The 26,754-nt window shown below is 71.3% G+C and carries 21 protein-coding genes and 1 pseudogene; 13 read left to right on the top strand and 9 right to left on the bottom strand.

What is annotated here, in order from left to right; genetic code table 11:
* Positions 1-194 precede the first annotated feature (194 nt).
* A complete protein-coding gene (locus tag IE278_RS19940; RefSeq protein WP_189774184.1) occupies positions 195-1,985 on the bottom strand; it encodes an ABC transporter ATP-binding protein in 1,791 nt (596 codons plus the stop codon).
* On the bottom strand, positions 1,982-3,799 hold the full coding sequence (locus IE278_RS19935) for an ABC transporter transmembrane domain-containing protein (RefSeq protein ID WP_189774183.1): 1,818 nt from the start codon (positions 3,797-3,799) through the stop codon (positions 1,982-1,984). The genes IE278_RS19940 and IE278_RS19935 overlap by 4 nt, the downstream gene beginning before the upstream one ends.
* A gap of 201 nt (positions 3,800-4,000) precedes the next feature.
* Here IE278_RS19935 and IE278_RS19930 point away from each other — a divergent pair, with 201 nt between their 5' ends.
* Entirely contained in the window at positions 4,001-4,744 is a 744-nt protein-coding gene (locus IE278_RS19930; protein ID WP_189774182.1) for a L,D-transpeptidase family protein, read from the top strand.
* A 125-nt stretch (positions 4,745-4,869) separates the two neighbouring features.
* A pseudogene (locus IE278_RS19925) lies at positions 4,870-6,507 on the top strand (peptide-N4-asparagine amidase); the annotation flags it as partial.
* Positions 6,508-6,520: 13 nt separating this feature from the next.
* Here IE278_RS19925 and IE278_RS19920 read toward each other — a convergent pair.
* Both IE278_RS19920 and IE278_RS19915 read right to left on the bottom strand, forming a co-directional pair.
* Entirely contained in the window at positions 6,521-7,993 is a 1,473-nt protein-coding gene (locus tag IE278_RS19920; RefSeq protein WP_189774179.1) for a Gfo/Idh/MocA family protein, read from the bottom strand.
* A 113-nt stretch (positions 7,994-8,106) separates the two neighbouring features.
* Positions 8,107-8,613: a MarR family winged helix-turn-helix transcriptional regulator gene (locus IE278_RS19915; RefSeq protein ID WP_189774177.1), complete on the bottom strand. Its 507-nt coding sequence runs from the start codon at positions 8,611-8,613 to the stop codon at positions 8,107-8,109.
* Positions 8,614-8,708: 95 nt separating this feature from the next.
* Between IE278_RS19915 and IE278_RS19910 the strand changes: the two genes are divergently transcribed.
* Together IE278_RS19910 and mltG are read left to right on the top strand one after the other, a co-directional pair.
* Complete coding sequence (locus tag IE278_RS19910) at positions 8,709-10,508, top strand: ABC transporter ATP-binding protein (protein WP_189774176.1); 1,800 nt, start codon at positions 8,709-8,711, stop codon at positions 10,506-10,508.
* Between the two features lie 43 nt (positions 10,509-10,551).
* On the top strand, positions 10,552-11,397 hold the full coding sequence (gene mltG / locus IE278_RS19905) for an endolytic transglycosylase MltG (RefSeq protein ID WP_189774173.1): 846 nt from the start codon (positions 10,552-10,554) through the stop codon (positions 11,395-11,397).
* Between the two features lie 193 nt (positions 11,398-11,590).
* On the opposite strand, the gene IE278_RS19900 is transcribed toward mltG, so the two are convergent.
* Positions 11,591-12,724 (bottom strand): NAD(P)-binding domain-containing protein, encoded by a 1,134-nt coding sequence (locus IE278_RS19900; RefSeq protein ID WP_189774172.1) that lies wholly within the window; start codon positions 12,722-12,724, stop codon positions 11,591-11,593.
* A 76-nt stretch (positions 12,725-12,800) separates the two neighbouring features.
* Positions 12,801-13,400: an ATP-binding cassette domain-containing protein gene (locus IE278_RS19895; RefSeq protein ID WP_189774171.1), complete on the bottom strand. Its 600-nt coding sequence runs from the start codon at positions 13,398-13,400 to the stop codon at positions 12,801-12,803.
* Between the two features lie 346 nt (positions 13,401-13,746).
* Here IE278_RS19895 and IE278_RS19890 point away from each other — a divergent pair, with 346 nt between their 5' ends.
* From IE278_RS19890 to pgm, 3 genes are all read left to right on the top strand, one after another.
* Entirely contained in the window at positions 13,747-14,169 is a 423-nt protein-coding gene (locus IE278_RS19890; protein WP_189774170.1) for a YjbQ family protein, read from the top strand.
* Positions 14,170-14,362: 193 nt separating this feature from the next.
* Positions 14,363-15,022 carry a CHRD domain-containing protein gene (locus IE278_RS19885; RefSeq protein ID WP_246570412.1) on the top strand — a complete coding sequence of 220 codons (660 nt, stop codon included), beginning with the start codon at positions 14,363-14,365 and terminating at the stop codon, positions 15,020-15,022.
* A gap of 253 nt (positions 15,023-15,275) precedes the next feature.
* Positions 15,276-16,916 carry a phosphoglucomutase (alpha-D-glucose-1,6-bisphosphate-dependent) gene (gene pgm / locus IE278_RS19880; RefSeq protein WP_189774169.1) on the top strand — a complete coding sequence of 547 codons (1,641 nt, stop codon included), beginning with the start codon at positions 15,276-15,278 and terminating at the stop codon, positions 16,914-16,916.
* Between the two features lie 86 nt (positions 16,917-17,002).
* Here the strand turns inward: pgm and IE278_RS19875 are convergent, their stop codons facing one another.
* On the bottom strand, positions 17,003-17,467 hold the full coding sequence (locus IE278_RS19875; RefSeq protein ID WP_189774168.1) for an SDR family oxidoreductase: 465 nt from the start codon (positions 17,465-17,467) through the stop codon (positions 17,003-17,005).
* A 119-nt stretch (positions 17,468-17,586) separates the two neighbouring features.
* Positions 17,587-18,297, bottom strand: coding sequence for a GntR family transcriptional regulator (locus IE278_RS19870; RefSeq protein WP_189774167.1), 711 nt, complete (start codon positions 18,295-18,297; stop codon positions 17,587-17,589).
* A gap of 145 nt (positions 18,298-18,442) precedes the next feature.
* Between IE278_RS19870 and manD the strand changes: the two genes are divergently transcribed.
* The 6 genes from manD to IE278_RS19840 all read left to right on the top strand — a co-directional run bounded on the left by manD (position 18,443) and on the right by IE278_RS19840 (position 25,779).
* Positions 18,443-19,651: a D-mannonate dehydratase ManD gene (gene manD, locus IE278_RS19865; protein WP_281403184.1), complete on the top strand. Its 1,209-nt coding sequence runs from the start codon at positions 18,443-18,445 to the stop codon at positions 19,649-19,651.
* Positions 19,648-21,126, top strand: coding sequence for a mannitol dehydrogenase family protein (locus IE278_RS19860; protein ID WP_189774164.1), 1,479 nt, complete (start codon positions 19,648-19,650; stop codon positions 21,124-21,126). The genes manD and IE278_RS19860 overlap by 4 nt, the downstream gene beginning before the upstream one ends.
* Positions 21,127-21,195: 69 nt before the next feature.
* A complete protein-coding gene (locus IE278_RS19855) occupies positions 21,196-22,590 on the top strand; it encodes an MFS transporter (protein WP_189774162.1) in 1,395 nt (464 codons plus the stop codon).
* A complete protein-coding gene (locus tag IE278_RS19850; protein WP_246570410.1) occupies positions 22,587-23,648 on the top strand; it encodes an L-idonate 5-dehydrogenase in 1,062 nt (353 codons plus the stop codon). Before IE278_RS19855 ends, IE278_RS19850 begins: the two co-directional genes overlap by 4 nt.
* Positions 23,649-23,693: 45 nt before the next feature.
* Positions 23,694-24,761: a sugar kinase gene (locus IE278_RS19845; protein ID WP_246570408.1), complete on the top strand. Its 1,068-nt coding sequence runs from the start codon at positions 23,694-23,696 to the stop codon at positions 24,759-24,761.
* 202 nt (positions 24,762-24,963) lie between these two features.
* Positions 24,964-25,779 (top strand): SAM-dependent methyltransferase, encoded by an 816-nt coding sequence (locus IE278_RS19840; RefSeq protein ID WP_189774160.1) that lies wholly within the window; start codon positions 24,964-24,966, stop codon positions 25,777-25,779.
* Between the two features lie 49 nt (positions 25,780-25,828).
* Here the strand turns inward: IE278_RS19840 and IE278_RS19835 are convergent, their stop codons facing one another.
* A complete protein-coding gene (locus IE278_RS19835; RefSeq protein WP_189774158.1) occupies positions 25,829-26,749 on the bottom strand; it encodes a Sco1979 family transcriptional regulator in 921 nt (306 codons plus the stop codon).
* Between the last annotated feature and the right edge of the window lie 5 nt (positions 26,750-26,754).

The following is a 26,754-nucleotide window of genomic DNA, read 5'->3' as shown; positions in this document are numbered from 1 at the left end:
GGAACACGTGGAACCGGGCGGTTCCCGAGCGCTCCCCGAGCCGGTGCCGACCTCCACACTTCCACCCACCTGCGACACCGCGCAACGCCACGGAGCCCGGCCGGGCGCGTCGGCGCGCTCGTAGGAGCGCGGGGGGAGGGCCGGTCCGCTCACGGGCGGACCGGCCCCTTCGGGCGGCCCGCCCGCGTGGGCGGTCAGCCGTGCCAGGACCGCCACAGTGCCGCGTACGCGCCGTCCGCGGCGACCAGCTGGTCGTGGCTGCCGAGTTCGCTGATGCGGCCGTTCTCGACCACGACGATGACGTCCGCGTCGTGGGCGGTGTGCAGCCGGTGGGCGATGGCGACCACGGTGCGGCCGTCGAGGACCCGGGCCAGGGAGCGCTCCAGGTGCCGGGCCGCCCGCGGGTCGAGGAGCGAGGTGGCCTCGTCCAGGACCAGGGTGTGCGGGTCGGCGAGCACCAGGCGGGCGAGCGCGATCTGCTGGGCCTGGGCCGGTGTGAGCGCGACGCCGCCCGAGCCGACCTCGGTGTCGAGACCGCCGTCCAGCGCCCGTGCCCACCCGGCGGCGTCGACCGCGCCCAGGGCGGCCCACAGCTCGGCGTCGTCGGCACCCGTACGGGCGAGGAGGAGGTTGTCGCGCAGGGCGCCCACGAACACGTGGTGCTCCTGGTTGACGAGGGCCACATGGGAGCGGACGCGTTCCGCGGACATCCGGGACAGTTCGGCGCCACCCAGGGTGACCTGGCCCGTGCGGGGCGCGTAGATCCCGGCGAGCAGCCTGCCCAGCGTGGACTTGCCCGCGCCGGACGGGCCGACCAGGGCCAGCCGGGTGCCGGGCGCGACCTCCAGGGAGACCTCGCGCAGCACGTCGACGCCCGCCCGGTAGCCGAAGTGCACCTCGTCGGCGTGCACGTCACGGCCGTCGGGGGTCAGCGACCCGTCACCCGCGTCCGGCTCGATCTCCCGGACGCCCACCAGCCGGGCCAGCGACACCTGGGCCACCTGCAGCTCGTCGTACCAGCGCAGGATCAGGCCCACCGGGTCGACGAGCATCTGCGCGATCAGGGCGCCCGTCGTCAGCTGGCCCACGTCGATCCAGCCCTGGAGGACGAAGTACCCGCCGATCATCAGGACCGAGCCGAGGACCGTGGTGTGCGTGGCGTTGATGGCGGGGAAGAGCACCGACCGCAGCCAGAGGGTGTACCGCTCCCACGCGGTCCACTCCGCGACCCGCTGGTCCGACAGGGCGATCCGGCGCTCACCCAGGCGGTGCGCCTCGACGGTGCGCCCGGCGTCCACGGTCTCGGCGAGGACGGCGGCCACGGCCGCGTAGCCGGCGGCCTCGGAGCGGTAGCCGGACGCGGCGCGCTTGAAGTACCAGCGGCAGGCGACCACCAGGATCGGGACGGCGACCAGCACGGCGGGCGCGAGCGGCGGCGCCGTCACGACGAGCCCGCCGAGCAGCAGCGCCACCCACACCACGGCGATGGCCAGCTGGGGCACGGCCTCACGCATGGCGTTGGCCAGCCGGTCGATGTCCGTGGTGATCCGGGAGAGCAGATCGCCCGTACCGGCCCGCTCCAGGACGCCGGGCGGCAGCCCCACGGCCCGTACGAGGAAGTCCTCGCGCAGGTCGGCCAGCATCCGCTCGCCGAGCATGGCCCCCCGCAGCTGCACCTGGTGCACGAACACGGCCTGGACGACCAGGGCGAGGACGAACAGGGCGGCGGTGCGCTCCAGGTGCAGTTCGCGCGCGGCGGTCGCGCCTTCGGAGACGTGCTGGACCAGGTTGCCCAGCAGATAGGGGCCCACCATCGAGGAGACGACGGCGACCGTGTTGACGGCGACGAGCACCAGGAAGGTACGGCGATGCCGTTGGAACAGTTCGGCCACGTAGGCGCGTACGGTCGCGGGGGCGCCGACGGGCAGGGTCTCTGCGGTCGTCGGGGCCGCCGGGTCGTAGGCCGGTGGCGCCACGCCGATCATGCCGTCTCCTCGATCTCTTCCAGTTCCTGGATCTCGTCAAGTTCCTGGAGTTGCTTCAGTTCCTGTCCGGCGGCCTCGTCGTCGGTCTCACGGGTCACCACGGCGCGGTATCGCGCGTCGCTGTGCAGCAGTGCGCGGTGCACGCCGACCGCCGCCACCTCGCCCTCGTGGACGAGTACGACCCGGTCCGCGTGGTCCAGGAGCAGCGGCGACGAGGTGAAGATCACCGTCGTGCGTCCCTCCCGGAGGGAGCGGATCCCTTCGGCGATCCGAGCCTCGGTGTGCGAGTCGACCGCGGACGTCGGTTCGTCCAGGACCAGCACCCCGGGGGCCGTGACCAGCGACCGGGCCAGCGCGAGACGCTGGCGCTGGCCGCCCGACAGGGACCGGCCGCGTTCGGTGATCCGGGCGTCCATCGGGTCGTCGGCGTCCAGCGAACCCTGCGCGAGCGCGTCCAGGACGTCGCCGCACTGGGCCGCGGACAGCGCCTTCTCGGGACTGACGTCTCCCGACGAGGGCACGTCGAGCAGTTCGCGCAGCGTTCCGGAGAGCAGGACCGGATCCTTGTCCTGGACGAGGACGGCACTGCGGGCGGAACCGAGGGGCAGTTCGTCGAGCGGTACGCCGCCGACCAGCGCGGACGGCAGCTCCGAGGACTCCGCCGTATGACCGCCGAGCCGTTCGGCCAGTTCGCCTGCGGCGTCCGGGTCACCGCACACCACCGCGGTGAACCGTCCCGCGGGCGCGAGCAGTCCGGTCGCCGGGTCGTACAGGTCACCGGTCGGCACGACGGCCTCACGCGATCCCTCGCCGTCCGTGGCCCGTTCGAGCGACAGCACCCGCGCCGCGCGCCTGGCGGACGGCCGGGAGAAGGAGTACGCCATCGCGATCTCGGTGAAGTGCCGCAGCGGATAGGTGAGGATCATGACCGCGCTGTACACGGTGACCATCTCGCCGACGGTGATCCGGCCCTCGCGAGCCAGGTTCACGCCGTGCCAGACGACCACGATCAGCAGCAGACCGGGCAGGAAGACCTGGATCGCGTGGATCAGCGCCCACATGCGGGCACTGCGTACGGCGGCGTGCCGGACCTCCTGCGAGGCACGGCGGTAGCGGTCGAGGAACAGTTCCTCGCCGCCGATCCCGCGCAGCACGCGCAGGCCCGCCACGGTGTCCGAGGCCAGCTCGGTGGCGCGCCCCGCCTTCTCACGCTGGAAGTCCGCGCGGCGGGTGGCCCGGGGCAGCAGCGGCAGCACCGACAGCGCCAGGACGGGCAGGCCCACGGCGACGACGACGCCTAGTGCCGGCTGGTAGACGACCAGAGCGACGCAGACGAGTACGACGGTCACCGCGGCCGCGGTGAACCGCGACACGGCTTCCACGAACCAGCCGATCTTCTCGACGTCACCCGTGCTGACCGCCACGATCTCTCCGGCCGCGACGCGTCGGGTCAGCGCGGAGCCCAGCAGAGCGGTTTTGCGGGCCAGCAACTGCTGGACGCGGGCTGCCGCGGTGATCCAGTTGGTGACCGCGGCCCGGTGCAGCATCGTGTCGCCCAGCGCGATACCGAAGCCGCACAGGGCGAGCAGTCCGCCCGCGAGGCCGAGGCGCGCACCGGAGTGGTCCACGACGGCCTGGACGGCGAAGCCGACACAGAAGGGCAGTGCGGACACGGACAGGAAGTGCAGCAGCCCCCAGACCAGGGCCTTCATCTGTCCACCGAGCTGATTCCGGCCGAGCCATACCAGGAATCGGGGCCCCGAGCGTGCGTCCGGCACACCCGGATCGGGATACGGAAGGTCTTGAATCTGCATGACGTTCCAAAGGGCTCGTAGTACGGAGGTGGAGAGGCGACAAGGGAAGGCAACAAACCGTGCAAGGTTCGCGTCGCAGCGTGTCCGCAGGCAAACGCTTTTCCGTCGCAAGGCAAAGATTCGGCCCGGACCGCCCGGATATGCCCGGTAAGCCGAGGGGGTCGGCACGGCCGTCCGCGGCGTGGTGCGACGATGGACGGTATGCACATACGCGGAGGGATGCGTACGACGGCCGTGGCCGCGGTCCTGGGCGCCCTGGTCATGCCACTGGCGGCCTGCGGCGGTTCGGACGACGGAAGCGGGAAGAAGAGCAACGGCCAGGCGGGGGACGGGTCCTGGCCCGAGCAGGCGCGCACGGTCGACCTCAAGCGCATCCCCGACGTGGGGGACAAGCTGCGGAAGAAGATCCCCGCGAACTCCCGGCAGGTCGTCGCGGTCTACGGACAGGGCGAGGACTCGGCGAAGTCCACGATCGTCCTCTACACCAAGTCCGGCTCCACCTGGGACAAGACGCGCAGCTGGGAAGGGCACAACGGCAAGAAGGGCTGGACGACCGACCACGCGGAGGGCGACAAGCGCAGCCCCGTCGGAGTGTTCACGCTCAGCGACGCGGGCGGTGTCCTCGCCGACCCCGGCGCCAAGCTCCCGTACACGCAGTCCTCGGGTTTCCAGGCCCCGCACTACTGGGCCAAGTCGCACTGGAACGACTTCGACTACGTCATCGCCATCGACTACAACCGCGTCAAGGGCACCTCGCCGAACGACCCGACCCGCCCTCAGGGCCAGTCCAAGGGCGGCAGCATCTGGCTGCACATGGACCACGGCAGCGGTACGTCGGCCTGCGTCAGCCTGTCCAAGTCGGGCATGAAGTACCTGCTGCGCACCCTCGACCCGGCCAAGCACCCGGTCGTGGTGATGGGCGACAAGGCGGACCTCAGGGCCTGACAGCCCCTCACGACCGGTCCCGTAGAACCGAGTCGGGCGGCGGGCCCCGGTCGGCGTAGCTCATATGGCCAGAGTGTGGCGAGGCAGCATTGCGGGCCGGGCCGACTCCCCGTAGAACACCGCTCATGAGAAGACGGATCATCATGTCCATGCTCGCCGGAGCGACCCTCGTGGCGAGCACCCTCCTCGGAGCGAACCCGGCCCTGGCCGCCCGGCCGACGGAAGCGCGGCCCACGGAAGCCCGGACGGCCACCCCGCTCGCCGACCCGCCCGCCGAGTTCGGCACCGACTGGCACGACCCGGTGACCGCCGCCCCGCCCGTCTCCAGGCCCGGCGGCGCGTCCTGCGAAGTGACGGTCGCCGAGGCGCAGTTCCGCGATTTCACGCCGTACAGGGGCACGTACGCGCCCCCGAGCGGGTGCGGAGACCGCTGGAGCAAGGTCGTGCTGCGCCTCGACGGCAAGGTCAAGGGACGGCAGTACGACCGGCTCGGGTATCTGCACATCGGCGGCGTCGAGGTCTTCCGTACGTCCACCCCGCAGCCCTCGCCCGACGGCATCGAGTGGTCGGTGGAGAAGGACGTCACGCGCTACAGCGACACGTTCCGCGCGGGCCAGGACGTCGAGATGCTGATCGGGAACGTCGTCGACGACACCTACACGGGAATCATCGACGTCAAGGTGACTTTGACCTTCTACCCGGCCGGGAAGCAGCACACGGTCAGGGCCGCCGCGACTCCCGACCGCGTCCTGACCCTCCAGGACGGCACCCTCACCACACCCCGCAACAGCGAACGCATCGTCGCCGAGGTGTACGCCACGGGGTCGGGCGGCGGCTGCGAGGAGTACTGGTATCTGACCGTGCCCGACGCCGCGCCCTACTCCTGCAAGGCCGGCGACGGCCCCTACCGCGAGGTGCGGATAGAGGTCGACGGTGAATTGGCGGGCATCGCCGCGCCGTTCCCCACCGTATGGACCGGAGGCTGGTCCAACCCCTTCCTCTGGTACGTGATCCCGGGCCCGCGGGCCTTCGACATCAAGCCCGTCGAGTACGACCTGACCCCGTTCGCGGGGCTGCTCAACGACGGGCGCCCGCACCGGATCGACGTCTCCGTAGTGGGCGTTCCCGAGGGGCAGAGCGGCTGGAGCACCCCGGTGAACGTCCTCGTCTGGCAGGACGCCAAGAGCACGCACGTCACCGGGAAGCTCACCGCCCACCAGGCCCGCGACCTCACGAACTCCTCGACGTACATGCCCGGTTCCGAGCACCGGCTGGACACCGACGCCGGGCACCGGCTGACCGTGTCCGGGTACGTCGACACCTCGCACGGCCGGGTCGCGACCACGGTCGACCGTGAACTGGCCAGTACCTCCGTGCACCGCTGGACCGACGGCGAGGCCACGGACGCGCTCGACGGGATCTGGACCGACGACGAGAAGGTCACCGTGGACGGGCGCGGGCCCGCCGTGACGACCCGTACGGACCGCACGTACACCATGGACGGCACCACCACCCTCGGTGCGGGCGACCGGCTGCGGACCGTGCTGTCGCTGGGGGACCGGGCGTCCGTCGTGGAGACCCGCGGTGGCCGGCGCACCGCGTGGTCCCGGCTCGACGACAGCTATACGGGCGACGCGACCTACACGGCGAACGTGCCGCGCGACCAGCGGCACGCCGTCGGCACCACGAGCGAGCGCTACCGGCTGTACGGCTCGGACGGATGCTACGACCGACGTCTGGTGACCGTGCAGGGCGTACTCACCGGCCCCGCGGGCCCTACCCGTCCTGCGGCTTCGGCGAGTCCATGCCAGGGCGCTCCTTCTTCCACAGACCGCGGGTGAAGTCCGGGATCGCCTGCGGTGCCCCGTGCGCCTTGATCGAGGCGTGGCTCAGCGGCACCGGAGCGGTCCAGATGGCGGCGTCGTAGACATCGAAGTCCGGTACGAGCCCGAGCCGGATGGACTGCATCAGCCGGAACAGCATGATGTAGTCCATCCCGCCGTGTCCGCCGGGCGGGTCGGAGTGCTCCTTCCACAGCCAGTGGTCCCACTCCGCATACGCCGAGAAGTCGCCCCAGACGTCATCTGTGTGGTCGGGCTCTATATAGATCCGCTCCGGGTAGTCCTCGAACACACCCTTCGTGCCGCCGAGGCTGTTGATCCGGGAGTACGGATGTGGCGTCGACACATCATGTTCGAGCCGGATCACCCGCCCCTTGGCGGTCTGTACGAGGCTGATGGTCCGGTCGCTCTCGATGTACGTCTCCTTCCAGCTCGGGTCGCCCGGCGGCATGTGCTCCGCGCGGTACTCGGCGAGGCCCAACGAGGGCGTGCCGAAGCTGGAGATGTGGGTGACGCGGTCACCGCGGTTGACGTCCATGTAGTTGGCGACCGGGCCGAAGCCGTGGTTCGGGTAGAGGTCTCCGCGCAGCCGGGTGTGCCACAGCCGCCGCCAGGGACCTTCGTAGTAGTCCGGGTCGAACATCAGGCCGCGCAGATCGTGGTTGTAGGCCCCGGCGCCGTGCAGCAGCCGGCCGAACTTCCCCGCGTGGGCCATGCGCAGGACCCGCATCTCGTTGCGGCCGTAGCAGCAGTTCTCCAGCTGCATGCAGTGTCTGCGGGTGCGTTCGGAGAGGTCGACCAGCTCCCAGAGCTCGTCGAGCCGCATCGCGACCGGACACTCCACACCGACGTGCTTGCCGCTGAGCATCGCCGTGCGCGCCATCTCGAAGTGCAGGTCCCAGGGTGTGGCCACGTACACGAAGTCGAGGTCACCGCGTTCGCAGAGGTTGACGAAGTCGTGCTCCCCCTTCGTGTACGTCGCCGGGGCGGGCTGTCCCGCGGCCACCACCTTGGCCGCGGCCGACGCGGTCTTGTCCTTGACCGGATCGCACAGGGCGACGACCCGGACGCCGTCGAGGGCCAGGAACAGGTCGATCATGCCGCCGCCGCGGTTGCCCAGTCCGATGATCCCGACCCGTACCGTGCCGCGGCCCTCGAAGGGCACGCCGATCATGGTTCGGCCCCGCGCGGCGGGTGCGGAGGACTGGGCCGGGCCGGTGTTCGCGAGGGCTTCCGCCGGCGCCCCGGATCCGGCGGCGGCGTGGGCGGTGCCGCCTCCCGCGACCGCGCCGAGCCCCAGCCCCAGGCCCAGTCCCGTGCCGGTGATGCCCGCCGTGCGCAGTACCGAGCGCCGGGAATGGCCTTCGGGGTTGTCGTCGGATTCCGGTGTCGTGTTCTCGTCGTGCATCGGACCTCCTCGGTGGGGGAGCGCGGGTTCGCCGCGCTGTCACCCTCCTAGGGGGTCGGCCGGGGGACAAGGGACGGAAGTGGCCAGGGAGTTGGACTTTCCGCGCCGGCCCGTCAGCAGTCGCGCCCCGGCCCCCGGGCGGCATCGGCCCCGCCGGCCGGGACGGAGGCACTGTCGGCAGGCACGGAGGTACCGTCGACCAGCGTGTCCAGCAGTCCCCCCAGCACCGCGCGCTGCTCGTCCGTGAGGGGCGCCAGGATGTCCTCCGCGGCCGCCCGGCGCGCGCTGTGCAGTTCCCGCAGCGCCCGCCCGCCGTCCTCCGTCAGCTCGATGCGGATGACCCGCCGGTTGGTGGGATCCGGTACACGCCGGACCTTGCCGCTCGCCTCCAGAGCGTCGACCAGGGTGGTCACGGCCCGCGGCACCACCTCCAGCCGCTCGGCCAGGTCCGCCATGCGGGGTGGCGAGCCGTAGTGGGCGAGGGTCCGCAGCAGCCGGGACTGGGCCGGGGTGATGCCGAGCCTCCGCGTCTCCAGATGGTGCTTCTGGATGCGGTGCACACGGCGGGTCAGCCGCAACAGCTGCTCGGCGAGCAGACCGTCGGCATCGGGGGAGTCCATGACGGGAACAATATCAGGACCTAGTTCATTGTGAGTATAGGTAACAATGAGCTATGCTCCGTCAGTCGAATTCCTCTCACATCCCGTAGGAGCCCATGCCCCGCGACGACATCAACTGGACGCCGCCACCCGCCGAGCCGGGACAGCCCCGGCAGGTCCGCCGCATCCTCACCCTCTTCCGTCCCTACCGCGGCCGGCTGGCCGTCGTCGGCCTGCTCGTCGCCGCCGCGTCCCTGGTCTCGGTCGCCACGCCCTTCCTGCTCAAGGAGATCCTGGACACCGCGATCCCGCAGGGCCGCACCGGCCTGCTGAGCCTGCTCGCACTGGGCATGATCCTCAGTGCCGTGCTCGGCGGTGTCTTCGGTGTCCTGCAGACCCTGATCTCCACCACGGTCGGCCAGCGCGTCATGCACGACCTGCGCACGGCCGTCTACGACCGGCTGCAGCGCATGTCGCTCGCCTTCTTCACGAGGACACGTACCGGCGAGGTCCAGTCGCGGATCGCGAACGACATCGGCGGGATGCAGGCGACGGTCACCTCGACCGCCACCTCGCTGGTCTCCAACCTGACCAGCGTCGTCGCCACGATCGTCGCGATGGTCGCCCTCGACTGGCGGCTGACCGTCGTCTCGCTGCTCCTGCTGCCGGTGTTCGTGTGGATCAGCCGCCGCGTCGGCAACGAACGCAAGAAGATCACCACCCAGCGCCAGAAGCAGATGGCGGTCATGGCCGCCACGGTCACCGAGTCGCTCTCCGTGAGCGGCATCGTGCTCGGCCGCACGATGGGTCGCTCCGACTCCCTCACCCGCTCCTTCGCGGAGGAGTCCGAGAGCCTCGTCGACCTGGAGGTCCGGTCGAACATGGCCGGGCGCTGGCGGATGGCCGTCATCGGCATCGTCATGTCCGCCATGCCGGCCGTCATCTACTGGGCCGCGGGCATGGCCCTCCAGCTCGGCGGACCCGCGGTCTCCATCGGCACCCTGGTCGCGTTCGTCTCGCTCCAGCAGGGACTGTTCCGCCCGGCCGTCAGCCTGCTGTCCACCGGCGTCCAGATCCAGGCCTCGCTCGCCCTGTTCCAGCGCATCTTCGAGTACCTCGACCTGCCCATCGACATCACCGAGCCCGAGAAGCCGGTCCATCTCGACCAGGTCAAGGGCGAAGTGCGCTTCGAGGGCGTCGAATTCCGGTACGACGACAAGAGCGGCCCGATCCTCGACGGCATCGACATCACCGTGCCCGCGGGCAGCAGCCTCGCCGTCGTCGGCCAGACGGGCGCCGGGAAATCCACACTCAGCCACCTCGTCCCCCGTCTGTACGACGTCACGGGAGGCCGCGTCACCCTCGACGGAGTGGATGTGCGCGACCTGGACTTCGACACCCTCGCGCGCGGGATAGGCGTCGTCTCGCAGGAGACGTACCTCTTCCACGCCACGGTCGCCGACAATCTGCGGTTCGCGAAGCCGGACGCCACCGACGAGGAACTGCGCGCCGCCGCGAAGGCCGCGCAGATCGACGACCACATCACGTCCCTGCCCGACGGGTACGACACGGTGGTGGGGGAGCGGGGGCACCGGTTCTCCGGCGGGGAGAAGCAGCGGCTGGCCATCGCCCGCACCATCCTGCGCGATCCGCCGGTCCTGATCCTCGACGAGGCGACCAGCGCCCTGGACACCCGCACCGAGCGAGCCGTGCAGGAGGCCATCGACGCGCTGTCGGCCAACCGGACCACCATCACCATCGCGCACCGGCTGTCCACCGTTAGGGGCGCCGACCAGATCGTGGTCCTCGACCGCGGGCGCACCGCCGAACGGGGCACGCACGAGGAGCTGTTGGAGCGGGACGGACGTTACGCCGCACTGGTCCGCAGAGACGCCCAACTGGAGCCAACAAGATGAAGATATGTCGAGTTTAGGACGATATACGGGTTAACGTGCCCGCATGCAGAACTACACTCCGCCCACTCCGCCCCGGAGCACGATCCGACTGACGCGCCGGGGCCGGACCGCCCTCATCGCGACCGGCGCCGTCGTGGCGGCCACCGCCGTGGCGGTGCCGCTGCTGAGCACGGACGACAAGAAGGAACCGCGGACTCTGGTGATCCCCGAGGGCTACCGCACCGGCCAGGTCTACGCGGCCATGGACAAGGCCCTCGCCCTCCCCGCGGGCTCCAGCAAGAAGTCCCTGGCCAAGGCCCGCCTCAAGCTGCCGAACGACGCGAGCGGCAACCCCGAGGGCTATCTCTTCCCGGCGACCTATCCCCTCGACAAGAAGTCGACCCCCGTCTCCCTGCTCACGTACATGGTCGACACGGCGAACAAGAAGTTCGGCGGGGGCACGGTCACGGCCGGGGCCGAGCGCAACGCGATGAACGTCTACCAGACCGTCACCGTCGCGAGCATCGTGCAGGCGGAGGCGGCCACCAAGGCGGACATGGGCAAGGTGGCCCGGGTGATCTACAACCGGCTCGACCGGGGCATGCCGCTGCAGATGGACTCCACCATCAACTACGCGCTCAACCGCAGCACCCTGCGGACCAGCGAGAACGACACCCAGCTCGAAAGCCCGTACAACACGTACGCCCGGATGGGGCTGCCGCCGACGCCGATCGCCAATCCCGGTGAGGAGGCCATGCGGGCCGCGGTCGCGCCGACCCAGGGCGACTGGCTGTACTTCGTCACGGTCAAGCGGGGCGACACACGCTTCACGGCCGACTACGAGGAGCACAAGAAGAACGTCGCCGAGTTCAACCGCGCCGGCAAGGGCGCCTCGGCGTCGTCCAGCTGAGCCGGGCCGTCACCACGGCGTGGCAGGTGCTCCCGGGGCCCGCCGCGCCCCTCCGGGGGCGCGGGAAGTGATCACGGAGTTTGCTCGCTCACGTCGTCGCACGGGCGCGGCGCACCCGCACACATCCCGTACGCCGCCCACCCGTACGCAGTCCGCGCGCATCCCGTACGCATCCCGTACGCGGCCCGTACGTTCAGCCACCGGCCTCCACGGCGACCGGCGTGGCCGGCGCGGCCACCGGGGCGCCCTTCTGAGCGTCCGACAGCAGCCGTCTGATGTCCCGTACCGCCGCCCGCCCGGCGCGGTTGGCGCCGATCGTGCTCGCCGACGGCCCGTACCCGACCAGATGGATCCGTGGATCGGCGGCCACGCGGGTTCCTTCGACGCGGATGCCTCCGCCGGGCTCGCGCAGCCGCAGCGGGGCCAGATGCTCGACCGCCGCGCGGAAACCGGTCGCCCACAGGATGACGTCCGCGTCCACCCGACGCCCGTCGTCCCACTCCACGCCGTCCTCGGTGATCCGGTCGAACATCGGCAGCCGGTCCAGGACCCCGTCCGCGAGGCCCTGCCGGATCGCGTCGTTGAGCGGCAGCCCGGTCACCGACACGACACTCTTCGGCGGCAGCCCCTGACGGACCCGCTCCTCCACCAGGGCGACCGCCTCCCGGCCCACGTCCTCGCTGAACGGCCCCTCCCGGAAGACCGGCGGCCGCCGCGTCACCCAGGTGGTCGCGGCCGCGTACGGTGCGATCTCCAGCAGATGCTGCGTACCGGACGCGCCCCCGCCCACGACGACGACGCGCTGCCCGGCGAAGTCCCGCGGGCCGGCGTACTGGGCGGTGTGCAGTTGCCGCCCCCGGAACGTCTCCTGACCGGGATAGCGCGGCCAGAACGGCCGGTCCCAGGTACCGGTCGCGTTGATCAGCGCCCGCGCCGACCACGTACCGTCCGACGTCTCGACGAGCAGCCGGCCCGCGTCGCCCTCGCGTACGGCCCGCACGTCGACCGGCCGCCGTACGCGCAGGTCGAAGGCGTGCTCGTAGGCGTCGAAGTACTCGGCGACGACCTCGGAGGACGGCCGGTCGGGGTCCGCGTCCGTCAGCTCCATGCCCGGCAGCGAGTGCATCCCGTGCACCTTGCCGTACGTGAGCGACGGCCACCGGAACTGCCAGGCGCCGCCCGGCCGCGGCGCGTGGTCCAGGACCACGAAGTCCCGCTCCGGCTCGAAACCGGTGCGCCGCAGGTGGTAGGCGCCGGACAGACCGGCCTGGCCGGCGCCCACGACGACGACATCGACTTCCCGTACCCGCGCTCCGGTGTTGTTCACGCTTCTACCAACTGTGCGGGCGGCGCGGATCTTCCCGGACGCATCCTCCCCGCGGGGTCTTCTCGGGGAGGCCGGTTCAGGCGGCCGGTTCGGTGCCCAGACGCGCCAGCAGTTCGGCGCGCAGTGCGGCGAAGCGCGGACCGGTGCGGTCGCGCGGCCGGTCCAGCCCGACCGCGGTCTCGTACGCGATGACGCCCTCGTCCATCACGAGGACACGGTCGGCGAGCAGCACGGCCTCCTCCACGTCGGACGTGGCCAGCAGTACGGCACAGCCGCGGCGCTGCCACAGTTCGCCGACGAGCCGCCGCGCCTTGGCCCGGGCCCGTGCGTCCAGGGCGCCGAACGGATCGTCCAGCAGCAGAAGATCGGGCTCACGCGCCACCACACGGGCAAGTGAGGCCCGTCTCCCATTCCATGGCCTCGGCCTCGGGCCCGTGTGCGGCTCAAGGGCGGCGAGAGCCTTGCGGCGCGGTACGAGCACGGTGCCCCGGAGGTCGCGGTCGAGTCCGGCGAGGATGCGCAGGAGGGTGGACTTGCCGCATCCACGAGGACCCACGAGCGCCACGAACTCGCCCTGTCCGATGTCCAGTCGGAGGTCGTCGATGACGACGCGGCCGTCGAAGGCGCGGGTCAGCCCTTCGACGCGTACCGCCTGCGGGGCATGGCTGAGGCTCATGGGATTCCATGACTGGAGAGCTTCGGGGAGCCGCCGTCGCGCGCAGCGCGAAGCGGAGAGGGCGAAGCGGGGAGGGAGAACGGCTGAGGAGGCGTCAGCTGCCGGTGCGACACGCGGCGGAGGCCACCCGCAGCAGGTCGATGTGACCGCGCGTGGTGAGCAGAACTGAGCGCAACATCCGCCGAACGTAGCCAGCTGGACCGCGTACGGTCAACGCCGTCTCGCGGACCGGAACCGGGTGTCCGGAACCGACGGCACGGCCGTTCCAAAACCCTCCCGAAGACTCCCGAAGCCCTCCCGGAGCCGTCGCGGGTGTGGAGTTCGCCGTGTGGGTCAGGATGGGTTCATGTCCGATGCCTTCACCACCCGTGTCCTGAACATCACCTCCGGCTCCACGGAAGCGGTCGTCGACCTCACCCGTGACTGCGAGACCTTCCTCCGGGAAGCGGCGGGCGGCCGTGACGGCCTGCTCAATGTCTTCGTCCCCCATGCGACAGCGGGCGTGGCCGTCCTGGAGACGGGCGCCGGCAGCGACGAGGACCTGATCGCCGCGCTCCACACCCTGCTTCCCGCGGACGACCGCTGGCAGCACCGCCATGGCAGCCCCGGCCACGGCAGGGACCACGTCCTGCCGGCGATCGTGCCCCCGCACGCCACCCTGCCGGTGATCGGGGGGCGGCTGGAACTGGGGACGTGGCAGTCGGTGTGCCTGGTCGACACCAACAAGGACAACCCCGACCGCACCGTGCGGCTGAGCTTCCTGGGGTGAGCGGGAGCGCCCTTCCGACGAGAGGCTCCGAGGCCCCCGGGCGCCGGGCTCGGTGTCAAGGTCGCGTTGCGAGTGCGCGGAGGCCGTCTCAGGAATGTCTCAGGGCTGTCATGGGGTGAGGGGTGTCGGAAGGGCAGTCCGTGTTGTGGGTGACGGACCGCGAAACAGCCGCGGTCGCAGCACGGGGAAAGGCATGACTGCCATGAAGAGCAAGCGCTTTGGACTGATCGCCGCATCCGCTGTCGCGGGGGCGCTTCTGCTGACCGCCTGCAACGGCGAGGACGCCGTGACCGGCGCCGGCTCCGCCGCGAGCGCCGAGGCCGGCGGTGGGCACGCGTCATCCGGTACGGGGCACGGCGGTGCGCAGGGCGTCGGCACGTGGGAGAAGAACGCGCAGGACGCGGCCTTCTTCGGTTCGGTGATGACCGGTGCCGACGAGGTCCCCGTCGAGGGCGGTCCCGCGGTGGGGGACAAGGACGGGCACGCGCTCGCCCTGATGCGGATCCAGGGCGACCAGGTCTCCTACGCGTTCACCTTCGCCGGGGTCCAGACGCCGACCTTGGGACACCTCCACAAGGGAGTCAAGGGTGTCAACGGCGAGGTGAAGATCCCCTTCTTCACGAAGAAGCTGGAGGACGGCAAGAAGTTCGTCTTCGGCACGGTCACCGTCGACGACAAGGACTTGCTGGCGGGCATCAAGGCCAACCCGGAGAACTGGTACTTCAACCTCCACACCGGTGAGTTCCCCGGCGGGGCCGTCCGCGGCCAGGCCTACAAGCTGCCGTCGGGTGTCGACGTTCCCGACACCATGAACGAGGACACGCTCACCGCCGTCATCAAGGACGTCGCGTAGGCGGGTAGCCGGGTACGCGGGTAGGTGGGGTGAGGGTCCGGCAGTCCGCGAGGCGGCCGGGCCCTCGCCCCGACCAGTTCGCGAGGCGGCCGGGCGCTCGCCCCGACCGGGCTTCCGGTCGGACCTCCACCCGGGCATTCGCCCCCCTATCCGTACGCGCGCGGTGTGCGTCCCGGGAGGCCGGGCAGGGGAGAATGGGTCGGTAGGCAACGGACTCGACGGTCGACCTTGTTTGAGGCTTAAGGAGCGGGACATGCAGGACGCGCGTGCAGGGCAGGTCGCCGGACCCGGTGACCTCGTCGATGTGGCCCGCCTGGTCACGGCGTACTACGCGCTGCACCCCGACCCGGCCGAGCCCGGGCAGCGGGTCGCGTTCGGTACCTCGGGGCACCGCGGCTCGTCACTGGCGACGGCGTTCAACGAGGACCACATCGCGGCCACCAGCCAGGCCATCTGCGAGTACCGCACCGCCCAGGGCACCGACGGCCCCCTCTTCCTGGGCGCCGACACCCACGCCCTGTCCGAGCCCGCGCGGGTCACGGCGCTGGAGGTGTTCGCCGCCAACGACGTGAGCGTCCTCATCGACCAGGGCGACGGCTACACACCCACCCCCGCGGTCTCGCACGCCATCCTCACCCACAACCGCGGCCGCACCTCGGGTCTCGCCGACGGTGTGGTGGTCACCCCCTCGCACAACCCGCCCGCCGACGGCGGCTTCAAGTACAACCCCCCGAACGGCGGACCCGCGGGCTCCGAGGCGACCTCCTGGATCCAGGACCGCGCCAACGAGATCATCACCGCGGGCATGAAGGACGTACGCCGCGTCCCCTACACCCGTGCCCTGGCCGCCCCCGGCACCGGCCGTCACGACTTCCTCGGCACCTACGTCGCCGACCTGCCGAACGTGCTGGACCTGGACGCGATCCGGGCGGCCGGCGTGCGCATCGGCGCCGATCCGCTGGGCGGTGCCTCGGTCGCCTACTGGGGCCGGATCGCCGAGCAGCACCGGCTCGACCTGACGGTGGTCAACCCGCTCGCCGACCCCACCTGGCGTTTCATGACGCTGGACTGGGACGGCAAGATCCGTATGGACTGCTCCTCGCCGTACGCCATGGCCTCGCTGATCGAGCAGCGCGACCGGTTCGACATCGCCACCGGCAACGACGCCGACGCCGACCGGCACGGCATCGTCACCCCGGACGGCGGCCTGCTCAACCCCAACCACTACCTGGCCGTGGCGATCTCCTACCTGTTCTCGCACCGCGAGCAGTGGCCCGCCGGGGCGGGGATCGGCAAGACCCTCGTATCGTCCGGGATGATCGACCGGGTCGCGGCGGACGTCGGCCGGAAACTGGTCGAGGTCCCGGTCGGGTTCAAGTGGTTCGTGGACGGCCTGTCCGACGGGACGCTCGGCTTCGGCGGCGAGGAATCGGCGGGCGCGTCCTTCCTGCGCCGCGACGGCTCGGTGTGGACCACCGACAAGGACGGCATCATCCTGGCCCTGCTCGCCTCCGAGATCACGGCCGTCACCGGCGAGACGCCCTCCCAGCACTACGCGCGGCTCACCGAGCGCTTCGGCGCCCCCGCCTACGCGCGCATCGACGCCCCGGCCTCCCGCGAGGAGAAGGCGCTGCTCGCGAAGCTGTCCCCGCGCCAGGTCACCGCCGACACCCTCGCGGGCGAGCCGGTCACCTCGGTCCTCACCGAGGCACCCGGCAACGGCGCCGCCCTCGGCGGGGTCAAGGTCTCCACCGCCAACGCCTGGTTCGCGGCCCGCCCTTCGGGCACCGAGGACGTCTACAAGATCTACGCGGAGTCCTTCTCCGGCCCTGAGCACCTGCACCAGATCCAGGAGGAGGCCAGGTCCATGGTGCTCGCGGCCCTGACGGCCTGACACGGGCGCCGGCCCCTCGACTTCGGGTGGAGGCCGTCGGGCCGGCGCCGTGAGCCTCACCGCCGGCGCGACGAGTTGCGCCCGCGCTATGACAAGGGCCCAAGGGTGAAGCCGCCGTCTGCGACGAGTTCGGAGCCGGTGGCGAAGCGGGCCCGGTCCGAGGCGGCGAAGAGGATGAAGTCGGCGGGGGCCGCGGCGCGGATGCCGAGCAGCGCGCCGGTGACATCGGTGTCGAACACCCGCTGGAACTCGTCGAGCGGGATGCTCTCCACGGTGCCCACGCGCAGGTAGGCGGCGTTGTTGATGAGGATGTCCAGCGGGCCGAAGCGTTCTTCGGTCCGCTGGACGGCCTCGGTCCGGTCGGACTCGCTGGTGACGTCGAGCCGTACGCCGAGGGAGGGGCCGTCCAGTTGGGCGGCGAGCCGGTCGGCGCCCGTTCGGGCGGCGGCGACGGTGTTGGCCCCGGCCGCGGAGAAGCGGGTGGACAGCGTGATGCCGAGTGCGCCCGTGGCTCCGGTGATGAGCACGGTCTTACCGGTGAAGTCGAACATGGCGGGTTCCTCTCACTTACCGGCGAGGCCGGAGACGTCGGCGGCGTCGGTGCCGTCGATGACGTCGGTGAGGGCCGCCGCCCGGGATTCGCGCGCGGCCGGCCGGGGCTACGGCGCGCTCACTCCCAGACCACGATGTTGCGGCGCACCGGCACGGACGACGCGTCCGTGGCGAACAGTTCGGGCGAGTGCGCGCGGATGCGCTCGATGTCGTCGAAGACGGCGCGCAGATGCGTGCGCATGGCGGTGCGGGCGAGCGGCACGTTCCCGCCCGTGATCGCGTCGAAGATCTCGCGGTGCTGGGCGACGAACACGGCGGGCGACTCGTTCTCGTGAAGACCGAGGCGCCGGGCCCGGTCCAGGTGGCCCTTGGCGGCGGCGACGGTCGTCCAGACGTTCCCGTGCCCGCTCAGCCGCATCAGACCCTGGTGGAACGCCTCGTCCAGGTCGAAGAACTCCTCCAGGCCGAGGTCCGACCGGCGCTGCCGGTCGAGGTTGGCTCGCAGTTCGCCGACGACCGCGGGGTCGAGTGCCGCGGGCAGATCGTCCAGCGAGGCGAGTTCCACCGCCTCGCGCAGGAACTGCGCGTCGGCCACCTGTGCCGGATCGACCCGGGACACGAACGACCCGATCTTGGGGAAGACCTGCACCAGGCCCTCCTGGGCCAGCAGGATCAGGCTCTCCCGCACCGGCGTGCGGCTCACGCCCAGCGACGCGGCGAGTTCGTTCTCCGAGAGGGCGGCGCCCGGGGCGAGTTCGAGGGTCAGGACCAGCTGGCGCAGTTTCAGATAGATGTCGCGCCGGTTCGTCCGCCCGTTCGTTTGAGCCATGTGCACATCGTACGTAGAACCGCGGCACAAGTATTGCCGTACTGCGATACGGATGCTTGTATACAAGTACTCCGCGACCAGGAGTGCCGAGAAACAGCAGAGCTGTGACGTACAGAGAAATGCAGAGAAGTACCGAGGAGTGCCTGTGAGCAGGATCGAAAGCGTCGAGGTCTTCGTCGCCTCCCCCGGCCGGACCTTCGTCACGCTGCGGATCACCACCACGGACGGGGTGACCGGCCTCGGCGACGCCACGCTCAACGGCCGGGAACTGGCCGTCGCCAGCTACTTGCGCGACCACGTGGTCCCGCTGCTGATCGGCCGGGACCCCGCCCGTATCGAGGACATGTGGCAGTACCTCTACAAGGGCGCCTACTGGCGGCGCGGGCCCGTCACGATGACCGCGATCGCCGCCGTCGACACCGCCCTGTGGGACATCCTGGGCAAGACCGCCGGACTGCCCGTCCACGCGCTGCTCGGCGGCCGGTCACGCGACGGCGTACTCGTCTACGCGCACGCCAGCGGCACCGACGTGCCCTCGCTCCTCGACGACGTGCAGCGCTATCTGGAGCTGGGCTACAAGGCCGTACGCGCCCAGGCCGCCGTGCCCGACGTCGGGGGAACGTACGGGGTGCGCAAGGGCAAGGTCTACGAACCCGCCGCGACCGAACTGCCCGACGAACAGCCCTGGGACACCGAGGCCTATCTCGACTTCGCGCCCCGGTATCTGGAGGCGGTGCGGGAGCGCTTCGGCTTCGGCTTCCACCTCCTGCACGACGTGCACCACCGGCTCACCCCGAACGAGGCGGCCCGGTTCGGCAAGAGCGTCGAGGCCTCCCGGCTGTTCTGGATGGAGGACCCGACCCCGGCCGAGAACCAGGAGTCCTTCCGCCTCATCCGGCAGCACACCACTACACCGATCGCGGTCGGCGAGGTGATGAACTCGATCTGGGACGTCCAGCACCTCATCACCGAACAGCTCATCGACTACGTACGCACCACCGTCGTCCACGCGGGCGGCATCACCCATCTGCGCCGGATCTTCGACCTCGCCGCGCTCCACCAGGTGCGGACCGGCTCCCACGGGGCGACCGACCTCTCGCCCGTGAGCATGGCCGCCGCCGTGCACCTCGACATCGCCGTACCGAACTTCGGCATCCAGGAGTACATGGGCCACCCCGACGAGACCGCCGAGGTGTTCCGTACGGGAGTGACGCTCGCCGACGGCATGCTCCACCCCTCCGACGAGCCCGGCCTCGGCGTCGAGTACGACGAGAAGGCGGCCGAGCGCTTCCCCTACCAGCGGCGCTACCTCCCGGTGGCCCGCCGGCTCGACGGGTCGGTGCACGACTGGTGAGCACCGACGATCTGCTGAGCCGCGGGACCCTCTCCCGGCTCGCGCCCGCACTGCGGCCCGCCGTCGACCCGGCCGAACTACGCACCCGTGTCGTCCACTTCGGCCTCGGCGCCTTCCACCGGGCCCATCAGGCGGTGTACACCGAGCAGGCCGCCGCCCGTTCCGGTGAGCCCTGGGGCATCACCGCGGTCGCGCCCCGTTCGGCCGGGACCGTACGCGCCCTGCGGGACCAGGACTGTCTGTACTCGCTCACCGAACGCCGTCCGGACGGCCACCGCACACGCGTCGTGGGCTCGGTCGTCGGCGCGCTGGCCATGGGGCCGGACGCCAAGGCCGTCGACGCACTGTTCGCCGACCCCGAGATCACGGTGGTGACGCTGACTGTGACGGAGAAGGGCTATCACCGGTCGGCGTCGACCGGCGGGCTCGACCTCATGGCCGGGCCCGTGGCCGCCGACCTCGCGGCCGGCCCCGACGGGCCGCTCACCACGGTGGTCGGACGGCTCGCCGCCTCACTGGCCGCCCGGATGCGGGCGGGCGCGCCCCCGCTCACCGTCGTGTCCTGCGACAACATGGCGGGCAACGGCGCGGTACTGGCCCGGGTCGTCCACGACTTCGTCCGCGCGTCGGACTGGCCCGACCGCGCGGAGATCCTGGACCGGATGGCGGGGGCCGTCGCCTTCCCCGCGACCGTCGTGGACCGGATCGTGCCCGCCACCGGCGACGCCGACCGGGCGACGGCCACCGCCGCGCTCGGCGTACGGGACGCGCTCGCCGTGACGGGGGAGCCGTACCGCCAGTGGGTCCTCGAGGACTCCTTCACCGCGCCCCGGCCGCCCTGGGAGCTCGACGGAGCCCTGTTCGTGCCGGACGTGGCGCCCTATCAGCTCACCAAGCTGCGGCTGCTGAACGGCTCCCACTCCGCCCTCGCCCACCTCGGCCTGGCCGCCGGACTCAGCACGATCGCCGAGACCATGGCGACGGACTGGGGCGAGCGTGTCGTACGGGCGCTGTGCGCGGAAGTGGCACCCACCCTCCCCGCGGGCGGCCCGGACCCCGTCGCGTACGCCGACGACCTCGTCGTACGCTTCCGCAATCCCGCCATGCGCCATCTGCTGCGGCAGATCGGCTCCGACGGATCCCTGAAGATCACGGAGCGCTGGCTCCCCGCCCTGCGCGAACTGCGCGCCCACCACGCGAACACTTCGGTGACAACGGCGGCCCCGGTGCTCGAACTCGCCCTCGCCGGCTGGGCGCACGGCACCCGCCCGGCCGGACCGGCCGACGCCGAGGTCCCCTCGGATCCCGCCGCCGAGGCGCTCGCCGCCTGCTGGGCGCCCGCGACCAGCCCCGTCGAGACGGTACGCGCGCTGCTGCGCGTCCTGGGCGCGACGGATCTCGCGGACGACGACGCCCTCATCGCCGCCGTCACGGACCGGCTCCCGGCCCTGGCCGCCGGACGCGTCGAGCTCTGACCCTCCCCGGTTCCCGGTCCCGCCCCCCGTCCCCAACAGCTTCCTCGGTTACGAACAACGGAGTTCACGATGAAGGACAGCGTCATAGCCGCTCAGCAGACGCCTTCCGCCCAGCGCAGCACCCGCGATCTGACCCGCGCCGCCGTCTCGGGCTGGCTCGGTACGGCCATGGAGTTCATGGACTTCCAGCTCTACTCGCTGGCCGCCGCGATCGTCTTCAACAAGATCTTCTTCCCGGACGTCAGCCCGGCCATCGGACTCATCGCCGCCATGGCCACGTACGGCGTCGGGTACGTCGCCCGGCTCGCCGGAGCCGTCTACTTCGGGCGGATGGGCGACCGGCTCGGCCGCAAGAAGGTCCTCTACATCACCATCCTGCTGATGGGCGCCTCCACCACCCTGATCGGTGCCCTGCCCACGTACGCCACCATCGGCATCCTCGCGCCGATCCTGCTCGTCGTACTGCGGCTGGCACAGGGCTTCGGAGCGGGCGCCGAGATCGCCGGAGCCACGGTCATGCTGGCCGAGTACGCGCCCGTCAAGCGGCGCGGTCTGATCTCCTCGCTGGTCTCGCTCGGCACGAACTCCGGGACGCTCGCCGCGTCGGGCCTGTGGGCCATCCTGCTCGCCGTGCTCAGCGAGGACCAACTGCTCTCCTGGGGCTGGCGGTTGCCGTTCCTGCTGAGCTTCGGCCTGATGATCTTCGCGGTCTGGGTGCGGCGCAGCCTCAAGGAGAGCCCGGTCTTCGAGAAGCGCCCCGATGTCGTCGACGGCGTGGCGCTGGCCCGCGACGAGGTCGAGTCCGTGATCGCCACCGCCGACGAACACGAGGGCAGTGTCCTGGCGGCGGGCATCCGGCAGCGCAAGGGCAAGGCGTTCTTCCTCGCACTGGGCCTGCGCTTCGGCCAGGCCGGCAACTCCGGCCTGATGCAGACGTTCCTCGTCGGCTACATCGCCACCAACCTCGCGGTCGGCCGGTCCGTGCCGACGGACGCGATCGTGTACGGCTCACTGGCGGGCTTCGCCACCGTGCCACTGATCGGTCTGCTGGGCGACCGCTTCGGACGCCGCGCGGTCTACCTCGTCCTCTCCGCGCTGACCGTCGTCCTCGCCTTCCCGGTGATGCTCCTCATCACCTCCGGCTCCACCCCGGGCGTGATGCTCGGCATGGTCCTCGGTCTGAACGTCGGCGTCCTCGGTCTGTTCTCCCTCGAAAGCGTCACCATGGCCGAACTCTTCGGCTCCCGCACCCGGTTCACGCAGCTCGCGCTCTCCAAGGAGATCGGCGGCATCCTCGCCACCGCGATCGGACCGGTCCTCGCGGCCACACTCACCGCCGTCACCGACAGCTGGTGGCCCATCGCCGCCATGCTCATCGTCTACTCGCTCATCACCTTCGTCAGCGCGTACCTCGCCCCCGAGACACGCGGACGCGACCTGGTCCGGCTGGAGGACGCCGTATGAAGACGCTCACCCCTCTGATGAGGGCGGTCGTGGTGCACGGCCCCGACGACGTGCGCGTCGACGAACGGGCCCGGCCCACACCCGGCGCGGGCGAGGTGCTGCTGGCCGTGGAGTGGGGCGGAATCTGCGGCTCCGACATCGCGTACTGGAAGAAGGGCGCGTCCGGCACCGCCTCGCTCGCGCATCCGCTGGTGCTCGGGCACGAGTTCGCGGGCCGGATCGCCGCACTCGGTGACCAAGTCACCGGCCTCGACGTGGGACAGGCGGTCACCGTCCATCCCGCCCGGCCGGTCGGCGACGGCGTCCTTCCCGAGCGGATCGCCGGCCGGACGAACCTCTACCCGCGCGTCCGCTACTTCGGCTCGGCGGCCTTCGACCCGCACACCGACGGCGGGTTCAGCGAGTACCGGACGGTCGACGCGGACCAGATCCGGCCGCTGCCGGCCGGTGTGACCACCGAACAGGGCTCCCTCGCCGAGCCGTTGGCCGTCGCGCTGCACGCCGTCGGCCGGGTGCCGGAGCTGCGCGGCCGTACGGTCCTGGTCAACGGCTGCGGCCCGATCGGCTCGCTGGTCGTCGCCGCCGCCCGGTACCGCGGCGCGGGCCGGGTGATCGCCGCGGACCTCTCGTCGTCCTCGCTCGCCGTCGCCCGCGCCATGGGCGCCGCCGAGACACGTGACCTCTCCGCGGGACAGGTGCTGCCCGAGGACGTGGACGTGGTCTTCGAGGCGTCCGGCGCCCCGGCCGCGCTCGGACCGGTGCTGCGGGCCACGGCCAGGGGCGGCACCCTCGTCCAGGTCGGCAACCTGCCCGGCACGGCCGTGGCGGCGGCCCTCGGTGACCTGGTGACCCGGGAGATCACCTGGATCGGCTCGTACCGCTTCGTCGAGGAGATCGACGACGCGCTGCGCGCCCTCGGGGCCGGACTGGACGTGACCCCGCTGATCACCCACCGCTTCCCGTTGGAACGGGCCGAGGAGGCGCTCGCCGTCGCCGCCGACCCGGGCAGCGGAAGCAGCAAGGTCATGCTGCGGCTCGGCTCCGTCCGAACCCCGTGAACCCACGTCCCGCCATCCGCCGTCCCCATCCGCCAGGAGAAGCCCGTGCCCCTGCCGCCCCCTCCCCGCGCCGCCGACCGTGACGAGCGGGTGGCCGACGTCGTGTGCGTCGGCGAGACGATGGCCGTTCTCAGTCCGCCGGACACCGGACCGCTCGCCGAGCAGTCCCTGCTGAGCATGGCCGTCGGCGGCGCCGAGTCCAACGTCGCCTGCGGGCTCGCCGGACTCGGGCGCCGGGCCGCCTGGCTGAGCCGGGTCGGCGACGACCCGTTCGGCCGTCGCGTCCTGGCCGAACTGACCGCGCGCGGCGTGGACGTGAGCGCCGTGGAGACCGATCCGGCACGCCCGACCGGGGTCTACTTCAAGGACCCGGCCCCGGACCCTGGATCCGGCCCGGGCCACACCCGCACGTACTACTACCGGGGCGGGTCCGCGGCGTCCGCGATGGGACCGGACCTGGCCCACCATCCCGCGCTCCGCCGGGCCCGGATCGTGCATCTGTCGGGGGTCGCCGCGGCCCTCTCCGACAGCTGCGCCCGGCTGCTGGAGACGCTGCTCGCCGGACGGGACGACCGCGCCGCGCCCGGTCCGCTCGTCTCCTTCGACGTGAACCACCGTCCCGCGCTCTGGCGCCATGAACGTCATGAACGGCATGAACGGCATGAACGGCATGAAGGCGCGGACGCCGCACGCACTCTGCTGGCGCTCGCCCGCGCCGCGGACATCGTGTTCGTCGGCCGGGACGAGGCCGAGGAGCTGTGGGGCACCGCCCGTCCGGACGACATCGCGGAACTGCTCGCGCCCGCACCCGCCGTGGTCGTCAAGGACGCCGAGCACGGCGCGACCTCGTACGCCGGTGGTCTGCGGACGTTCGTGCCCTCGCTGCCCACCAAGGTGGTCGAACCGGTCGGCGCGGGCGACGCGTTCGCGGCCGGCTATCTGACGGGAGTGCTGGAGGACCGCGACGAACGCTCCCGGCTGCGCCTCGGCCACCTGGCGGCCGCCGCCGCGCTGCGGACCAGGGACGACGTGCCCGTCATGCCGTCGCGTACGGAGACCGACCGCTGCCTCGCCCTGGACGAGGACGTGTGGCCCGCCACGGCGCGCCGCTGAGAGAAGCAACCACCAGCACGGCGCCGGGGGGGAGAGCGGAGACAAGACGGCAATCGAGCCAACGAGTGGCCGAACAAGGTGCGTTGGGGGCTGGTGTTGCACATGAGGCGAGGCGTGAGGAATAACGTGGACGCCCACGACCGGCGTAGGACGGCTTCGTGGTCCGCACCCCACCCACGTACACGCACGCACAGGAGCGTCCATGACTGACGAGGCAGAGAACCCCGAGCGGGAGGCGTTCTCCAAGATCGATACCTCCGTGCCGCAGTCGGCCCGGATCTGGAACTACTGGCTGGGCGGGAAGGACAACTACGAGGTCGACCGGGTGGCCGGCGACGCGTTCCGTGCCGTCTTCCCCGGTATCGAGACCGGAGCGCGCGCCGCCCGGTACTTCCTCGCCCGTGCCGTCCGTCAGCTGGCCGCCGAGGAGGGCATCCGGCAGTTCCTCGACATCGGCACCGGACTGCCCAACGTGGACAACACCCACCAGATCGCCCAGCGGGTGGCGCCCGAGAGCCGGATCGTCTACGTCGACAACGACCAGCTGGTGCTGGCACACGCCCGCGCGCTGCTCACCAGCACACCGGAAGGTGTCACCAACTACGTCGACGCCGATCTGCGCGACCCGGCCACGATCCTGCGGGAGGCCGCCAGGACGCTGGACTTCGACCAGCCGGTCGCCCTCATGCTGATGGGCATCCTGGGCCACATCGAGGACTACGACGAGGCACGCTCGATCGTGCGGCGGCTGGTGGACGCGCTGCCGCCCGGCAGCTACCTCGTGCAGTACGACAGCACCGACACCAGCAAGGCGTACGTCGAGGCCATCCAGCAGTACAACGAGGGTGGCTCGATCCCGTACATCCTCCGCAGCCCGGAGCAGATCGAGGGCTTCTTCGAGGGTCTGGAGCTGCTCGAACCCGGTGTGGCGTCCTGTTCGCGCTGGCGCCCCGACACCGAGGCCCTGGGACTGCCCGCCGAGGTGCACCAGTACGGCGGTGTCGCCCTCAAGCGCTGAGGCGGCCCGTCGGCCGGCGCCCGCCGGCCGACGCCTCACCCTTCGGGGGTCAGGTCTCCTGGAGGATGCGGTGCAGGATCGTGGCCGTCTCGTCCGGCGACTCGGCTTCGAGCACCAGGCGGTTCATGACATCCCAGTAGCGCTCGATCTCGGCCGGCTTGTCGGGATAGAGGGCGGTGGCCAGCTGTTCGAGACAGACCACGTCGGGCAGTTGACCACCGGGCAGGCGCAGGATGGTGACCGGACCGCCCTCGGCCGCGTACCCGCCGGCGAGGAACGGGATGATCTGGACGGTGACCTGCGGGAGCCGGCACATCTCGATGAGATGCCTGAGCTGGGCGCGCATCGTGTCGACGCCGCCCATCGGGCGCCGGAGCGCCGCCTCGTCGATCACGGCCCACAATTGGGCGGGCGGCTGCCGGTGCAGGGTCCGCCGGCGCTCCATGCGCAGCGTGACGCGCCGCTCGATCTCCTGCGCGTCGGCGCCCGGGTGGGCGAGGCCGATGGAGGCGCGGGCGTAGGCGGGGGTCTGCAGGAGGGCCGGGACGCGCTGGACCTCGAAGCAGCGGATGACGCTCGCCGCCTGTTCGGCCCCGAGGAAGGTCTGCATCCAGGTGGGCACCACGTCGCTGTAGTACTGCCACCAGGCGGGGGCGTTGGCCTCTTCGGCCAGTGCCAGCAAGGTGGCGCGTTCGGCGTCGTCCGTGACTCCGTAGAGCGTGAGCAGATCGGCCACGTCCCGCAGTTTGCACCCGTGCCGGCCGGCCTCCAGACGGCTGATCTTGGACCGGGAGGCGCGGATGACATGGCCCGCGGCCTCGCGGGAGATCTCCTTCTCCTCCCGCAGCACGCGCAGCCGTGCGCCCAGCACCAGACGCGGTATCACGGGGCCGGCCGCGTGGCCGTCCAGAGCTCTGCGGTCGGAGACACCGCTGTCGAACGGTGAACCTACGGCCTCTGTGGTGCCCATGGGCA

The organism is Streptomyces tauricus, from assembly GCF_014650955.1.
GTDB lineage: Bacteria > Actinomycetota > Actinomycetes > Streptomycetales > Streptomycetaceae > Streptomyces > Streptomyces tauricus.
Note: the sequence above shows the minus strand (reverse complement) of the source record. Positions and strands in the feature narration are given on the sequence as shown.

What these genes read in the sequence shown, in the direction of transcription:
- IE278_RS19890 (WP_189774170.1), top strand. Translation starts at nt 13,747, where the DNA reads ATGTCCGATGCCTTCACCACCCGTGTCCTGAACATCACCTCCGGCTCC.
- IE278_RS19850 (WP_246570410.1), top strand. Translation starts at nt 22,587, where the DNA reads ATGAAGACGCTCACCCCTCTGATGAGGGCGGTCGTGGTGCACGGCCCC.
- IE278_RS19935 (WP_189774183.1), bottom strand. Translation starts at nt 3,799, where the DNA reads ATGCAGATTCAAGACCTTCCGTATCCCGATCCGGGTGTGCCGGACGCA.
- IE278_RS19840 (WP_189774160.1), top strand. Translation starts at nt 24,964, where the DNA reads ATGACTGACGAGGCAGAGAACCCCGAGCGGGAGGCGTTCTCCAAGATC.
- IE278_RS19940 (WP_189774184.1), bottom strand. Translation starts at nt 1,985, where the DNA reads ATGATCGGCGTGGCGCCACCGGCCTACGACCCGGCGGCCCCGACGACC.
- IE278_RS19910 (WP_189774176.1), top strand. Translation starts at nt 8,709, where the DNA reads ATGCCCCGCGACGACATCAACTGGACGCCGCCACCCGCCGAGCCGGGA.
- IE278_RS19870 (WP_189774167.1), bottom strand. Translation starts at nt 18,297, where the DNA reads ATGGCTCAAACGAACGGGCGGACGAACCGGCGCGACATCTATCTGAAA.
- IE278_RS19920 (WP_189774179.1), bottom strand. Translation starts at nt 7,993, where the DNA reads ATGCACGACGAGAACACGACACCGGAATCCGACGACAACCCCGAAGGC.
- IE278_RS19915 (WP_189774177.1), bottom strand. Translation starts at nt 8,613, where the DNA reads ATGGACTCCCCCGATGCCGACGGTCTGCTCGCCGAGCAGCTGTTGCGG.
- mltG (WP_189774173.1), top strand. Translation starts at nt 10,552, where the DNA reads ATGCAGAACTACACTCCGCCCACTCCGCCCCGGAGCACGATCCGACTG.
- IE278_RS19835 (WP_189774158.1), bottom strand. Translation starts at nt 26,749, where the DNA reads ATGGGCACCACAGAGGCCGTAGGTTCACCGTTCGACAGCGGTGTCTCC.
- IE278_RS19875 (WP_189774168.1), bottom strand. Translation starts at nt 17,467, where the DNA reads ATGTTCGACTTCACCGGTAAGACCGTGCTCATCACCGGAGCCACGGGC.
- pgm (WP_189774169.1), top strand. Translation starts at nt 15,276, where the DNA reads ATGCAGGACGCGCGTGCAGGGCAGGTCGCCGGACCCGGTGACCTCGTC.
- IE278_RS19885 (WP_246570412.1), top strand. Translation starts at nt 14,363, where the DNA reads ATGACTGCCATGAAGAGCAAGCGCTTTGGACTGATCGCCGCATCCGCT.
- IE278_RS19930 (WP_189774182.1), top strand. Translation starts at nt 4,001, where the DNA reads ATGCACATACGCGGAGGGATGCGTACGACGGCCGTGGCCGCGGTCCTG.
- IE278_RS19895 (WP_189774171.1), bottom strand. Translation starts at nt 13,400, where the DNA reads ATGAGCCTCAGCCATGCCCCGCAGGCGGTACGCGTCGAAGGGCTGACC.
- IE278_RS19855 (WP_189774162.1), top strand. Translation starts at nt 21,196, where the DNA reads ATGAAGGACAGCGTCATAGCCGCTCAGCAGACGCCTTCCGCCCAGCGC.